At 56.1% G+C, this 13145-nt stretch carries 12 protein-coding genes; 1 reads left to right on the plus strand and 11 read right to left on the minus strand.

Features of this window, described 5'->3' with window-relative positions:
- Positions 1 to 80 precede the first annotated feature (80 nt).
- The 9 genes from CA948_RS12650 to kynU all read right to left on the minus strand — a co-directional run bounded on the left by CA948_RS12650 (position 81) and on the right by kynU (position 10833).
- Complete coding sequence (locus CA948_RS12650) at positions 81 to 890, minus strand: phosphodiesterase (RefSeq protein WP_108728175.1); 810 nt, start codon at positions 888 to 890, stop codon at positions 81 to 83.
- 9 nt (positions 891 to 899) lie between these two features.
- The gene (locus CA948_RS12655) at positions 900 to 1742 is read right to left on the minus strand and encodes a carbohydrate ABC transporter permease (RefSeq protein WP_094195519.1); all 843 of its coding nucleotides are present in this window, start codon (positions 1740 to 1742) and stop codon (positions 900 to 902) included.
- Entirely contained in the window at positions 1742 to 2632 is an 891-nt protein-coding gene (locus tag CA948_RS12660) for a carbohydrate ABC transporter permease (RefSeq protein WP_094195518.1), read from the minus strand. The genes CA948_RS12655 and CA948_RS12660 overlap by 1 nt, the downstream gene beginning before the upstream one ends.
- A gap of 12 nt (positions 2633 to 2644) precedes the next feature.
- Positions 2645 to 3907, minus strand: a complete 1263-nt coding sequence (locus CA948_RS12665; RefSeq protein ID WP_094195517.1) for an ABC transporter substrate-binding protein — start codon at positions 3905 to 3907, stop codon at positions 2645 to 2647.
- Positions 3908 to 3926: 19 nt separating this feature from the next.
- On the minus strand, positions 3927 to 5021 hold the full coding sequence (locus tag CA948_RS12670; protein WP_094195516.1) for an ABC transporter ATP-binding protein: 1095 nt from the start codon (positions 5019 to 5021) through the stop codon (positions 3927 to 3929).
- Positions 5018 to 5788, minus strand: a complete 771-nt coding sequence (locus CA948_RS12675) for a DeoR/GlpR family DNA-binding transcription regulator (RefSeq protein ID WP_094195515.1) — start codon at positions 5786 to 5788, stop codon at positions 5018 to 5020. The genes CA948_RS12670 and CA948_RS12675 overlap by 4 nt, the downstream gene beginning before the upstream one ends.
- 165 nt (positions 5789 to 5953) lie before the next feature.
- Positions 5954 to 7816, minus strand: coding sequence for an amidohydrolase (locus CA948_RS12680; RefSeq protein WP_108728176.1), 1863 nt, complete (start codon positions 7814 to 7816; stop codon positions 5954 to 5956).
- A 357-nt stretch (positions 7817 to 8173) separates the two neighbouring features.
- Positions 8174 to 9547 carry an amino acid permease gene (locus CA948_RS12685; RefSeq protein ID WP_094195513.1) on the minus strand — a complete coding sequence of 458 codons (1374 nt, stop codon included), beginning with the start codon at positions 9545 to 9547 and terminating at the stop codon, positions 8174 to 8176.
- A gap of 35 nt (positions 9548 to 9582) precedes the next feature.
- Complete coding sequence (kynU, locus tag CA948_RS12690) at positions 9583 to 10833, minus strand: kynureninase (RefSeq protein ID WP_108728763.1); 1251 nt, start codon at positions 10831 to 10833, stop codon at positions 9583 to 9585.
- Between the two features lie 143 nt (positions 10834 to 10976).
- On the opposite strand from kynU, the gene CA948_RS12695 reads away from it, so the two are divergent.
- Positions 10977 to 11438 carry an Lrp/AsnC family transcriptional regulator gene (locus tag CA948_RS12695; RefSeq protein WP_108728177.1) on the plus strand — a complete coding sequence of 154 codons (462 nt, stop codon included), beginning with the start codon at positions 10977 to 10979 and terminating at the stop codon, positions 11436 to 11438.
- Between the two features lie 43 nt (positions 11439 to 11481).
- Here the strand turns inward: CA948_RS12695 and CA948_RS12700 are convergent, their stop codons facing one another.
- Positions 11482 to 12186, minus strand: coding sequence for a GntR family transcriptional regulator (locus tag CA948_RS12700; RefSeq protein ID WP_094195510.1), 705 nt, complete (start codon positions 12184 to 12186; stop codon positions 11482 to 11484).
- Positions 12187 to 12293: 107 nt separating this feature from the next.
- Complete coding sequence (locus CA948_RS12705) at positions 12294 to 12722, minus strand: hypothetical protein (RefSeq protein ID WP_108728178.1); 429 nt, start codon at positions 12720 to 12722, stop codon at positions 12294 to 12296.
- Positions 12723 to 13145: the final 423 nt, after the last annotated feature.

Here is a 13145-nt window from a genome sequence, read left to right on the forward strand (position 1 = left end):
AACGGCTCCCGATCTCTGGATTGCCTCCAGGAATCGGGAGCCGCGCTCAACAAGGCCACCCTGTTATTGCACAGCCGGGATCAAAGGCATTTCAAGGAGCTTAAATCGCCCGTGTACGGAAAGCGCAGCTCTTCATAAGCGAAGGGCTGAAAGTGCACGGTCAGGCCGTCTGCATTGGGTAAGATCACCGCATAGCTGGCCGGCTCAAACGTGGACGTGGCCGCCCCTTCGCGTTCCAGATCCAGCTCGTGCTGGTGATTGGTGCCACTGACCGTCACAAAATGCAGCCCATTCCACACGCCGCTGGCGCAGCGATGCACATGGCCGGAGAACAAATGCACGGGTGCGGGATGCGCTTTCAACACAGGCAAGAGCTCCGGCGCATTGCTCAAACGCAGCCAATCCATGGACGGGTACTGCAGGGCCGGCAAAGGATGGTGCGAAAACAGCATCACCGGCCCACTATGCGCGGCCAGTTCCTGCTGCAACCACTCCAGACGACGTGTACACAAATAGCCGTTGGTGTAGCCATCTTCCAAAGTATCCAGATAAATCAGACGCCAATCCCCCCTGGTGTCGGCATGCTGCACAAAGCCGGGCAAATCGGTTGCGGCCTGTGGAAACACGCTGTGAAACGCGCTGCGGCTGTCGTGGTTGCCCATCAACAAACGCACAGGTGGAATCAAGTCCTGCAGGCCTTCGCGCAGGCGCTCATAAGCACGTGGGTGACCGGCATGGGTCAGATCACCGGTCAGCACACACAAGTCTGCATCAGCATGATGGCGGTTCACGTGCTGCACACAGCGACGCAAGCGATCCAGAGGGTCCGAGCCAAACAACAGGCCATCGGGCGGGGTAATGTGCAGATCCGAAAACTGGATGATCTTCATCAGAATTCCTTAACGAATGCCGGCGCGTAAAAAGGCCTGCATGAACTGCTTTTGAAACAGCAGAAAGCCCAGCAACAGCGGCAAGATAGTCATTAATGTGGCGGCACTGATCAGGGAGATGCTGACACCACTTTCCGGTGCGCCAAACAGGGATAAACCCACTGTCAACGGCCGGGTGTGGTCAGAGCTGCTGATCACCAAGGGCCATAGAAAATTGTTCCAGTGCGTGGACACCGACACCAGGGCATAAGCCAGGTACACAGGCTTGACCAGCGGCACATAAACACGCCAGAGCACACCCAGACGGCTGCACCCTTCCAGACGTGCCGCGTCCTCCAGCTCACGCGGCACTTGTTTGAAAGCCTGACGCAACAAGAACACACCAAAGGCACTGGCCATATAGGGCACACCCATGCCCCAGACCGTGTCCGTCCAGCCCAGCAAGGCCACCATGCGGTAGTTTTCGACAATCAGCACTTCGGGCAGGATGAACAACTGCAAAAGCAGCAGCATGAACAGAAACTGGCTGCCAAAGAAACGAAAGCGGGCAAAGGCGTACGCGGCCAAGGTACACAATACAAATTGACCGACCAGAATGGTCACGACCAGTACGGTGGTGTTGAAGATGTAGCGAAGCCAGGGCGCACGGTCCCAGGCGGCGGCAAAGTTATCCAAAGTCCAGCCTGCGCTCCAGTCAAAACTCAAGGCGGCGGACGGGTCACGAAACGCAGCCCAGCACGCGTACAGCAAGGGAGCAATCCACAGCAAGGCCAAAGCGTGCGCCCCCACTGTGTCCAAAGATGGCAAACGCAGCGGGCGGCCAGGAGCAGTCAAAACGGTGTCCATGTTCATCACTGGTAATGCACGCGTCGTTCAGCGTAGCGGAATTGAAAAATAGCGACGGCGCCCAGCCCCAGCAAGAGCACAACCGTCAGCACGGCGGCGCTAGGCGTATCCATATAGGCAAAGGCGGTTTCCCAAATCCAGTACAGCATCAGCTTGGAGGCGTTATTGGGGCCACCTTTGGTCAAGATAAACAGGTGATCAACCAGCTTGACCGAGTTGATCAGCGCATTGATCAAAATGAACAAGGTTGTCGGTGCCAGCAAGGGCAGGAGTACGCGACGGCCATACTGCCAGCGCGTCGCCCCTTCCAGGCGGGCAGCATCACGCAGTTCGGGCGGAATGGTTTGCAAGGCCGCCAGATAAAAGATCATGAAAAAACCGGCCTCTTTCCAGATCGTCACCACCATGACTGCCCCCAAGGCGGTTTGAGGCTGGCCCAACCAATTGGTGGCCCCACCGCCAAACAGCTTGGCAATCTGGTCCAGCAAACCCAGATCCGGCGTGTAGAAAAACAGCCATAGGTTCGCAGCGGCAATCATGGGCAACATGGTGGGCGTGAAATACGCGCAGCGCACCCAGGCCCGCATACTCATGGCCCGGTTGGCCCACAAGGCCATCAACAAGGCCAGTGCCATGGATACCGGGATCACAATGGCGGCGTACCAAAGATTGTTCTTCAAAACCAACCAAAAGGTCGGGTCTGCCAGCATGGCATCGTAGTTATCCATGCCCACAAACTGGGCGGGACGACGAGCCGTACCTTTGCTCAACAGGCTGGACCAGAACGTGTGCAGCGCCGGGATAAAGGCAAACACGCTTAGCAGCACAAACAGCGGCGTCAACAAGAGGTAAGCAAATACCCACTCTTTACGCAGCACACGTAATGGTTCAGCCATTCCTGCACCTGCTTAGTTGAAAGGACGCAGCAGACGGTCTGCGGCAGTCTGGGCTTGATCCAACGCGTCCTTGGGCGTTTTGGCATTGGTCAACACGGCTTGCACGGCATTGGACAGCAGCTCACGAACACGTGCTGTCTCGTAAGTGGCAAACTCGGGCGAGGCCACGGCCAGTTGATCACGGGCGACCAGTGCCTGCGGGAAGGTCTTGGCATATTCGACCAAGGCCGGCGTTTCATAAGCGGCGGGGCTGACACCCACATAGCCCGTGGCCATGGACCACTTGGCAGCACGCTCGGGGGCCGTCATCCAGCGCACAAAATCCAGAGCCGCTTTTTTCTGCTCGTCGTTAGCGCCCTTGAACAGGTAGAAGTTGCCACCGCCAGTAGGCGAAGCGGCTTTTTCCTTGGCAGGCAGCATGGCAACGCCAAAGTCGAACTTGGCTTCATTCTTGACGGCTGTCAGGTTGCCCGTGGTGTGCCACATCATGGCCGTCTTGCCCTGAACAAAAGCCTGACGCAGCGTGCCCCATTCGATGGTGCCGGTGGGGCTGACTTTGTGCTTGTAGGCCAGGTCATGGAAGAACTGCAAGGCTTCTACCGACTTGGGGTCATTGAAATAGACCTGGGTGCCTTCTTCATTCATCAACTGACGGCCATTTTGCAAGGCCATGGCCTGGAACATCCAGTAGGGGTAGCCGGTCGAGGGGATCATCAAACCGTGGTGCTGATCGTTGGTCAGCTTCTGGGCGGTTTGCACCAACTCGTCCCAGGTTTTAGGTGCTTGATCGGGATTCAGGCCCGCTGCGCGGAACATGTCCTTGTTATAGAACATGACGATGGTAGAGCGCTGGAACGGAATGCCCCAGACCTTGCCTTCCAAGGTGCCATTGGCCATCAAGGCAGGGTAAAAGCTTTTCAGCCAATCCTGGCTGGAGGCGTCCTGGGCCACATCGCTAAAGGCTTCAACCAGACCTTGTTCCACCAGATCATGGGTGTCCAGTGCGCCCAATACAGACAACTGCACCGGCTCGCCTGCGCGCAGGGCCGACAAGGCGCGCACACGGGTTTCATCGTAGTTGCCGGAGTACACGGCCTTGACCGTGACTTCCGGATTTTGGGCCTGGTAGTCCTTGATCATGCCATCGACCACATCGGTCAATGGACCACCCACGGCAATGGGGTAATACATGGTCAATTCCACCGCGCTATGGGCATTGGCGCCCAGGCTCATCAACAAGGCGCTGGAGGTAGCAAGCAAACAATTCTTCAACATGGGTAGACTCGCAGTACGTTTAGGGAAGAACAGCAACAGGAGCAGCAGTCAGAGCATCCGCAGACGGTGTCGGCAGGCGAGCCCCGCTGTCCTGGTTAAAGTAAAAAGCGTGAACGGGATTCCAGCTCAAACCACAGCGAGCGCCCGCCTGGACGCTGCGGCTGTGCGGCGCGCGCACGATCAGGGTATGGCCGTCATCAAGCTGCACATACACATAGGCATCAGCCCCCTGAAACTCCTGATGCACTACGGTGGCGGCCACATGCTGTTCGCCCGCTTCGTGCAAATTCAGGTTTTCGGGGCGCACGCCCACCAGCACACGATGTGGCTGGTCGTACTGACGACGCGACGGCCACAGTTCCACGGGAACGTGGTCGCTGTGAATCATCATCATGGGCGGGCTGCCAATAAAACCGGCGGTAAAAACACTATTGGGCTGGCCGTACAAATCCTGGGCACTGCCCTGCTGCTCGATATTTCCAGCATTGAGCAACACCACGTGATCAGCCATGCCCATGGCTTCGGTCTGGTCGTGAGTAACGTAGACCACGGTCAAACCCAGACGCTGCTGCAAGGAACGGATTTCATGGCGTACGGTATGGCGCAGCTTGGCATCCAGGTTCGAGAGTGGTTCGTCCATCAAACAGATGCGATGACCCGACACGATGCTGCGTGCCAGCGCCACACGTTGCCGCTGTCCGCCCGAGAGCTGACCCGGCTTACGCTCTTCCAGCCCCTCCAGATTGGTCAAGGCCAAGGCTTCGCGCAGACGCTCTTTTTGCTGTTGACGATCGGCACGCCGTACTTGCAGACCGAACAAGATGTTGTCGGCCACATTCAAATGCGGGAACAAGGCGTAGGACTGGAACACCATGCTCAGACCACGCTTGGCAGGCTCCATATAGGTGGCATCCTGACCATTGATCAAGAGACGACCCTGATCGGGTGTTTCCAACCCAGCAATGATGCGCAGCAAAGTGGATTTTCCGCAGCCCGACGGCCCCAGCAAGGCCGTGAACTTGCCTTCCTGAATGGACAGATCCATCTGCTTGAGCACGGCCTGCTCACCCCAGGCTTTGCCTATCCCTTGCAACTCGATAGCGGCGCGACTCATGCCTGCACCTCATCGGCAATCACCACCTGAACGCGCGCCGGAATCTGCTCGCGGTAAGGCTCGGGAATAGGCTGGTCACTGACCAGAATATCGACATCATCCAAAGAGCCGCTACGCACAGGCGCACGACGGCCAAACTTGGTGTGATCCAGCACCAGGATCCGCACCCGGCAATTACCGCGCAGGGCTTTGTGGCAATCGGACTCGGCCATATCAAAGTCCAGCAAGGCACCGTCCGAATCAAAGCCCCCTACCCCGGACACGCCAAAGTCGGCCTTGAAGCTGTTGAACAGGCGCTCGGCACCGGGGCCCAGAATTTCAGGATTGGGTTGACGCAGCTCACCGCCTGTCAGCACCACGCGGTGGCTCATATTGTGAGACAGGGCCAAGGCCGCGCTGATGTTATTGGTGACCACGGTTAAGTCACGATGATCGGCCAGCGCCAAGGCAACTTGTTCAGGAGTGGTGCCAAAACCCAGCAGCAGACTGGCACCGGGAGGAATCAGTTGGGCAACCGCTCGCCCGATACGGGCCTTGGCTTGCAAATGGGTAATGCGTCGCGTCTGAAAAGGCGCATTGCGCTCGACCACGTTCAGCTCGGCACCACCATGACGGCGGCGCACCAGATCGGCTTCATACAAGTGGTTCAGGTCGCGCCGTATGGTCTGGGGCGTCACCCCGAAATGTGCGGCCAAGCCATCGACTGACACGGCCCCTTGGGCGGCCAGCAAATCCACAATAATGCTTTGCCTGACAGATAGGTTCATAACACGGCATCTAGGTTTCGTTTGAATACCCGGCAGTGTAAGAACGCGACGTTACGACTCGGTGACGCTCAGATGAAAGTTTTATGACGCCAAAATGTTCATATGAACATTTTGGCGTCTGAACCGGGCAGCCTGGCTGCCCGGATGTCTTGCCTGCAAACGGCCTTACTCCATACCCTGCAGCAAGGCGCCCATTAACAACTCCGGACCATGACCATGATCCGTCGAGCCCGCCTCATGAGCCTGATGCTGCCACTCATTCAAAAAGCGGGAAATCATCTCTCCAGTCTGTAACTGGCTAAGCCGTTCGCCCTCTGAGGCTGCGCCCTGCTCATAGATCAGTTTGCCTCGCTTGATCGTCTGAATGACCTCCAGGGTCGACAACTGCTCGGGATCAACCGCTGTCGGATCCTGAGACAGAACCACAAAGTCCGCCAACTTACCCGGCTCAATCGAGCCTTTCTCCTTTTCCTCAAAATGCTGGTACGCCGGCCAGATCGTCATGGCTTTCAGTGCCGTTGGCACATCCACCCGCTGATCCGGGCCCAGGATGTCTCCGGATCGGGAACGACGCGTGACCGTGGCTGACAACACACGCATCGAATTCGGAAAGGCCACCGGGGCATCATGATGCGAAGAGAACATCAGGCCGTGCTCGCGCACCCAGCCAGTGGGAGAAATATTATCGGCATTGACCGGCCCCACCGTGCGGTCACGGTGCCAGTCCCCCCAGTAAAAGGTGTGCATGGGAAACAAGGACGGAAACACATCCAGCTCGGCAATGGTCGCCACCTGATCCCGACGCAAGAACTGCCCATGAATCAGTACAGCACGACGATCCTGCGGGCCGTATTTCTCGCGTGCGGTTTTAATTGCCGCCAGCAGCAGATCTGATGCTCCCTCGCCATTGGAGTGCGTCAGAATCTGTATTCCATTCTTAAACGCCCAATCCACCGATTCAAACACCTGATCAGGCGTTGCGGCCACGTAGCCCCGATAATCGGCACGGTAACCGGCTGGCGGGTTGTAGTAAGGACGATCACGATAGGCGGTAAAGCCTTGTGGCGAGCCATCAATGGTCAACTTGGCACCGGCCACCCGAAATCCGTCGGTGTACTCCCGCGATGCGTTGCGTAGAATAAAATCCCGATCCTGCAAGATATCCACATACGTGGCGACATCAATATCAATCTTGCCGGCCTTGGCTGCCGCTTGCATCAAAGGAACGATGCTGGAGGTTGCCCGCCCTTCCTGCCCGGTTGTATACCCATAGCGTTTGAGCAGATCGGTTCCGGCCACAAACAAAGCCTGAGCCTGCTCTGGCGTGAGCTTGCCCATCTGACTGGCCACCCCGGAGAAAAACGCCATTTCCTCCAGCACCCCATTCGGTTGCTGACTGCCCTCTTCCCGACGGATCACGCCACCCTCCGGATTAGGGGTCTGGGCCGTAATACCCGCCATTTCAAGTGCCTTGCTGTTCAACACCCCAATATGACTGGACTGGTGAATGATGACGATGGGCAATGACTCAGAGACCGCATCCAGATCATGACGGGTGGGATGCCGCTGCTCCGCCAATTGGGCATCGTCGTAGCCAAAACCCAGAATCAGCCCGACTTGCCGGGTCTGGCTTTGTTCATCAAGCCACTGCTTCAGCGTTTCCTGCAAACTCTTGATGTCTTTCACTTGGCCGTCGGGGGCCGCCAACAAATTGGCTGACATGGCTTGCACGCCAATCATGAACGCATGCCCATGCGCATCGACAAAACCCGGCAGCAATGCCTTGCCTTGCAAGTCAATCGTATTCGTCCCGGTGCCTTTGTAAGCCTGCATCGCCTGCAGTGTGCCTACATCCAGAATACGGCCATCTTTGATCGCCACCGCCTCTGCGGTCGGCTGACGATCGTTCATCGTCAGCACCGGCCCCCCCATCCAGATTTGATCAGCGACTTGCGCCGACCAGACCGGTGCACTCAGCAAGACGCTCCCGGCTAGGACATGTACTTTCAATCTGCGTTTGAACGACATGCGCTCCCCTTTTTTGCTTAGCAAAAGTTGTCGATTCTTTTAATTTGCCACAAAAAGCTACATACCGTCCTGCTTTATCTTCACGCAGCGACACATTCGATAGGCATCGAACACCCGCAATAAACTATCTGTTGCCATGACCCAGCCTGAACAAAGTCACCCTAGAAAGCCTCCTCTCCCTCCCTCAAAGCGCAATACGGCCATGCCTTCACAACTGAATCATGAACGTATCAAACTCACGTAAAAAGGCCTGAGCGCGGTGCAATACCGGACTCAGGCCTTCGGACCTTGATGTTCAAACGGCCCAAGCTCTTGAGATCAGTTCAACAGCAAGGGGGTATGAAACCAGTACAACCATTAAGGAGTTCGGATCCGTGTCCGCACCAGGTAAGCTCCGATCAGGATCAGCAAAAACGGCACTCCAAACAACAGGGTGTAATGGAAGATATCGATGAACCAGGTCGTCACCAAAATCGCCACAATGCCGATCAGACCCAACAAGGTGCCAATCGGATAGGCGGGCATACGAAAGCGTAGTTGCACACCATCCTGAGCCACACGACGGCGAAAGAACAGATGGGTCAGGAAAATCATGCCCCAGGTGAACAAGGCGCCAAACATGGACAAGGCAATCATCACCGGAAAGGCAGTTTCCGGATTGTAGGCATACACCACTGCAGCCACAGCCACACCGCTGGCCGACAAAGCCAGCGCATTCAAAGGCACACCATTGCGAGCCACTTTACCCAGCGCCGCAGGCGCATCACCGGCACGCGACAGGCTGAACATCATGCGGGTCGAAATGTAGAGCATGCTGTTCATGGCCGACAAGGCCGCAATGATCACGATGAAGTTCAAGATGCTGTCGGCATAAGGGATGCCCACGGACTGCATCACCGTAATGAAAGGACTGGTGGTGCCCTCTGCAACCAGCACCTGCCAAGGCACCAGCATCACGATCAGAGACAAGGACAGCAGGTAGAAAATGATCAGGCGCCAGATCGTGGCCTTGAAGGCCTGGCGCACGGCTTGCTCGGGGTTTTCGGCCTCACCCGCCGCCACGGCAATCATCTCGATACTCAGATAACTGAAGATAGAAATAATCACACCCACCCACACCCCATACCAGCCATTGGGCATGAAGCCACCCTGGCCGAACAGGTTTTCCTGCACCTGCGCGGGCTTGTAATAACCCGTCAACATGCCGATGGCCAGCACGATGAACGCAATAATCGCAAACACCTTGATCAGGGCAAACCAATACTCCACCGAGCCAAACGCCTTGACGCTGTAAGCATTGACCGCAATCAGCACAGCCGAGAAAAAGACGATCCAGATCCAGGGCGAGACGTCCGGGAACCAGAACTTCATGTAGTCCGCCACCGCCGTTACCTCGGTGCCCACCGCCAGAACAATGCAGGCCCAATAGCTATAGCGCACCAGAAACCCGGCCAGCGGATGTATGTAGAACTCCGCATAGGCCCCAAAGGAACCCGATGTGGGATGTTCCACGGTCATCTCGGCCAGGCAACCCATCAGGACCAGCGCGATAAAGCCGCCAATCACATAGCTCAACACCACACCGGGACCGGCAAAACCAATAGCAAATTTGCTGCCCAGGAACAAGCCGGTACCAATAGCGCCCCCGATCGCAATCATGCTCATTTGACGGGCGCTCAGTTTTTTATGCAGCCCGGCTTCGCGCGATTGAATTTGCTCAAATCGACTCATGTCTCCTCCTTATGATTATTTTTCTGTCGTCGTCATCAAGTCACCTTGGAGCGTGTTTTGTAAGCCGGCTTGTCCCATTCCTTATTCGCAAACACGGCCTTGATGTGTTGCACGGCCTGCCAGATATCCACAAACGACAAATACAAAGGCGTGATTCCAAAGCGCATGACTTCGGGCTCGCGGTAGTCCCCAATCACGCCACGGGCGATCAGGGCCTGGATGGCGGCATAGCCTTGCTCGTGCGCAAAGCTGACATGGCTGCCACGGTAGTGATGATCGCGTGGGGTCACCAGACGCAGGCCAAACTCGGCACATTCCTGCTCCACCAGAGCGATGAACAAGTCTGTCAGGGCCAGGGATTTACGGCGCACGGCTTGTAAATCGGTTTGCAGGAACACATCCACACCACAAGCGACCAGGCTCAAGGACACAATGGGCTGAGTCCCGCACAAAAAGCGCTCGATACCATTGGCCGCTTCGTACGAAGGGCTCATCGCAAAGGGGTGCTTATGCCCCCACCAGCCAGACAGAGGCTGGCTGATCTGGCTCATCAGCTCAGGGTTCACCCACAGCAGGGCCGGTGCGCCCGGACCGGCATTCAGGTACTTGTAGGTGCAGCCAATGGCAAAGTCCGAACCGCTGTCTTTAAGCTCGATCGGCAAGGCGCCCGCAGAGTGGCACAAGTCCCAGATCACCAGCCCCTGGTGCTCGTGCACCAGCCGGTTGGTCGCCTGCATATCGTGCAGGTAACCCGTGCGGTAGTTCACGTGGGACAGCACGACCACGGCTGTTTCAGCATTGACCGCGGCTTGCAGCTCTGCCGGCTCATCAATCAGCTCCAGCCTATAGTCTTTGCCGAAGAAGGCGTTAAACCCTTCAATGATGTACAGATCGGTAGGAAAAGAGTCGCGCTCGGCCAGAATCACTTTCTTTTCCGGATGGCGTTCTTTTTGCAAATTGACGGCGGCAGCCAGCACCTTGAACAGGTTCACGGAGGTGCTGTCGCTCACGATGGTTTCGCCTTGACCGGCACCAATCAGGGGCGACATCTGGTCGCCCAGACGCACAGGCAAGGTCCACCAGCCTGCCTTGTTCCAGCTATTGATCAGGTCGGTGCGCCATTCCTGGCCAATCACTTCCTGGGCGCGCTCCATGGCATGCCGGGGCATGGCCCCCAGGGAGTTTCCATCCAAATAAATCGTATTGGGCGGCAGGTCAAATTTGGCCTTAAAGGCAGCCAGCTCATCGGCTTGATCCCACTGCTCACATTGCGGCAAAGTAATCATGTTCATGCTCCTCGATTCTGCTTTTTACGTCATTTAGTCTAGCATCGAGGCTCTGGCGAATTATTCCAAATCAATCAGGATTATGCTTAAATCTGGAAGAAAATTCGATTCTAAAAACACATAAACATAGATAATTCTAAAACATGAGACTAGACGAGACAGACTTGAAAATCCTGCGCCTTTTGCAGGGCAACGGCAGGCTTAGCAACCAGGAGCTGGCTGACCTGATCGCCCTTTCTCCGTCCTCCTGCCACCGGCGGGTAAAGATTCTGGAGCAAGAGGGCTTGATCGAGAACTACAGCGCCAATCTCAGTGCGAGCAAGCTGGGTTTTGCCATTGAGGCCTTTGTGGAAGTCAATATTGCGCAGCTCAACGAGAGCGAACATCAGTACCTGAGCAAGGCATTAGCCAACATGGATGAAGTGCTGCATGCCTACATCGTGACCGGTCAGGCGAACTACATGCTGCACATCCGCACGCGCAACTTCGAGACCTTCTCTAATTTTGTGGTCCACAAGCTCAACACGCTGCGCGGCGTCACCAAAATCCATTCACAGATTGTGCTGTCTTGCATCAAGGCCAAAGGGCAGCATTTGCCTGTGTAAACCGCAGTACCGACAAGGTCTGGGTTGGCACCAGCACCGGATTTCAGATGTAGTTCAATTTGAAGCGTCGTTTGAAATGCTCGCTGCGCCACCAGCCCTTGCCACTTTGCACCGGCTTGCCATCGGTATCGAACAAGTCGATACGCTGCACGATCACGGCCTGGTTTTCCTTGATCCACAACTGCTTGGCCATCTCCGCCGACGCATTGGCCATACTGATCTCCTCTTGGGCATGCTGGATGGGCACAGCCAGCACGCAGGTCAACATCTCCACCATGGTGCGTGTTTCCAGTTCCTGCACCGGGATGCGTTCGCCGATCGAGCGCAGCAAGTAGTTTTCCGCCCAATACAAAGGAACAGCCGACTTGTAGCGCACCGCCTGCAGCTTGTAGACCGGTTCATCGGACGCAAAGAACTCGGCAATCTCGGCAGGGGGGGCCACCAAGGACCAGTTGGCAATACGGGTGGTAGTGTCTTTGCCCAGTTGCACCAGATCATTGATGGAGCCTAACTCCCAGGAGCCCGTCTGTTTGCGCTCCAGCACAAAAGTGCCACGGCTGGCAAAGCGTTCAATCAAACCGTTGCGCGTCAGTATCGCCAGACCTTGGCGAACCGTAATTCGGCTGACGCCAAACATTTCGCCCAACTCCGCTTCGGTCGGCAAGCGGTCCCCCGGTTTCAGACGACCGTTCTGGATATAACGGGTCAGCTTGTCGGCAAGCTGTTCATAAAGTGGCTTTGTACTCACTGTCTTATCTCGTTCTTATAGATGGCAAGGCGTTGCTGCTTGGCTCCCGATGCACTGCGTTCAGCAAGCATCAGGCCCGTTGCTTGGCGGCCCGCAAGCAACATCGTTTACGCCCGCTCCAAGAGCCCCTTGATCAAGAACATTTCAGCCTCATGCACACAAGAGATTTGCTCCCACGCGGCATCGCTCTGCGTTGCCAGCCTCCAGGTCAACAGGCTCACCACACATTTGTCCGCGCCCAGTTTAAGGACCTCTCCCGGAATCACACGCGACATGTTCCGAAACTGCATGCTTTCCTTGCTGGTGCCGACGTCGTAATCAACCTGGAAACGCTCGGTATCTACATTCAGACGCACATACGTGTCCTGACCGTTAAAGACCGATGTGCCCTTGAACAGGCCCGGCTCCACCTCGGTGCGATTGGCACTGCCCCAGGCCCACTGACCTTGCTGGATGCCATCGGACATGATGGCAAACGCGATTGGCGCGGACCGCTCAACCAGGATGCTGCTGGAATGACAATGTGGATCTTTCATTTACTGTCTCCTGTGGTGTTTGACTATTGTTATGACAATAGAGGCATTGTCATGCCAATACTGACGTGAAGCCAGACGGGAAAACACGTAGGTACTCACTCACTCGTCCTGGGTAGACCAAAAAACCACTCACTTTCCCGAAGGACAATCAGCGGTTGTAGAAGCAGGCGACACCTCAGGTCGGCAGAAGAACACCATCTGGCGCCCCAATTAATTGGGCGACACCCATTTCTGGGTAACGGCATGCAGCCCCCATGCAAGCGCAGGACAGGATATTGCTCTGCGATCAAGCCCAGCAAAGGCATTAACTCGGCAGGTTTCCCTGACTTATTTCCATTAATTGGTCAGACCATTCAATAAAGAAAAAACCAATTAGTCTTAAATTATTAGGGTAAACACTGAGATTCAAGCCAATAAACCCGT

Source organism: Alcaligenes aquatilis, from assembly GCF_003076515.1.
Classification (GTDB): domain Bacteria; phylum Pseudomonadota; class Gammaproteobacteria; order Burkholderiales; family Burkholderiaceae_B; genus Alcaligenes; species Alcaligenes aquatilis.

Coding starts and splice junctions, on each gene's coding strand:
- CA948_RS12650 (WP_108728175.1), bottom strand. CDS start 890: ATGAAGATCATCCAGTTTTCGGATCTGCACATTACCCCGCCCGATGGC.
- CA948_RS12655 (WP_094195519.1), bottom strand. CDS start 1,742: ATGAACATGGACACCGTTTTGACTGCTCCTGGCCGCCCGCTGCGTTTG.
- CA948_RS12660 (WP_094195518.1), bottom strand. CDS start 2,632: ATGGCTGAACCATTACGTGTGCTGCGTAAAGAGTGGGTATTTGCTTAC.
- CA948_RS12665 (WP_094195517.1), bottom strand. CDS start 3,907: ATGTTGAAGAATTGTTTGCTTGCTACCTCCAGCGCCTTGTTGATGAGC.
- CA948_RS12670 (WP_094195516.1), bottom strand. CDS start 5,021: ATGAGTCGCGCCGCTATCGAGTTGCAAGGGATAGGCAAAGCCTGGGGT.
- CA948_RS12675 (WP_094195515.1), bottom strand. CDS start 5,788: ATGAACCTATCTGTCAGGCAAAGCATTATTGTGGATTTGCTGGCCGCC.
- CA948_RS12680 (WP_108728176.1), bottom strand. CDS start 7,816: ATGTCGTTCAAACGCAGATTGAAAGTACATGTCCTAGCCGGGAGCGTC.
- CA948_RS12685 (WP_094195513.1), bottom strand. CDS start 9,547: ATGAGTCGATTTGAGCAAATTCAATCGCGCGAAGCCGGGCTGCATAAA.
- kynU (WP_108728763.1), bottom strand. CDS start 10,833: ATGATTACTTTGCCGCAATGTGAGCAGTGGGATCAAGCCGATGAGCTG.
- CA948_RS12695 (WP_108728177.1), top strand. CDS start 10,977: ATGAGACTAGACGAGACAGACTTGAAAATCCTGCGCCTTTTGCAGGGC.
- CA948_RS12705 (WP_108728178.1), bottom strand. CDS start 12,722: ATGAAAGATCCACATTGTCATTCCAGCAGCATCCTGGTTGAGCGGTCC.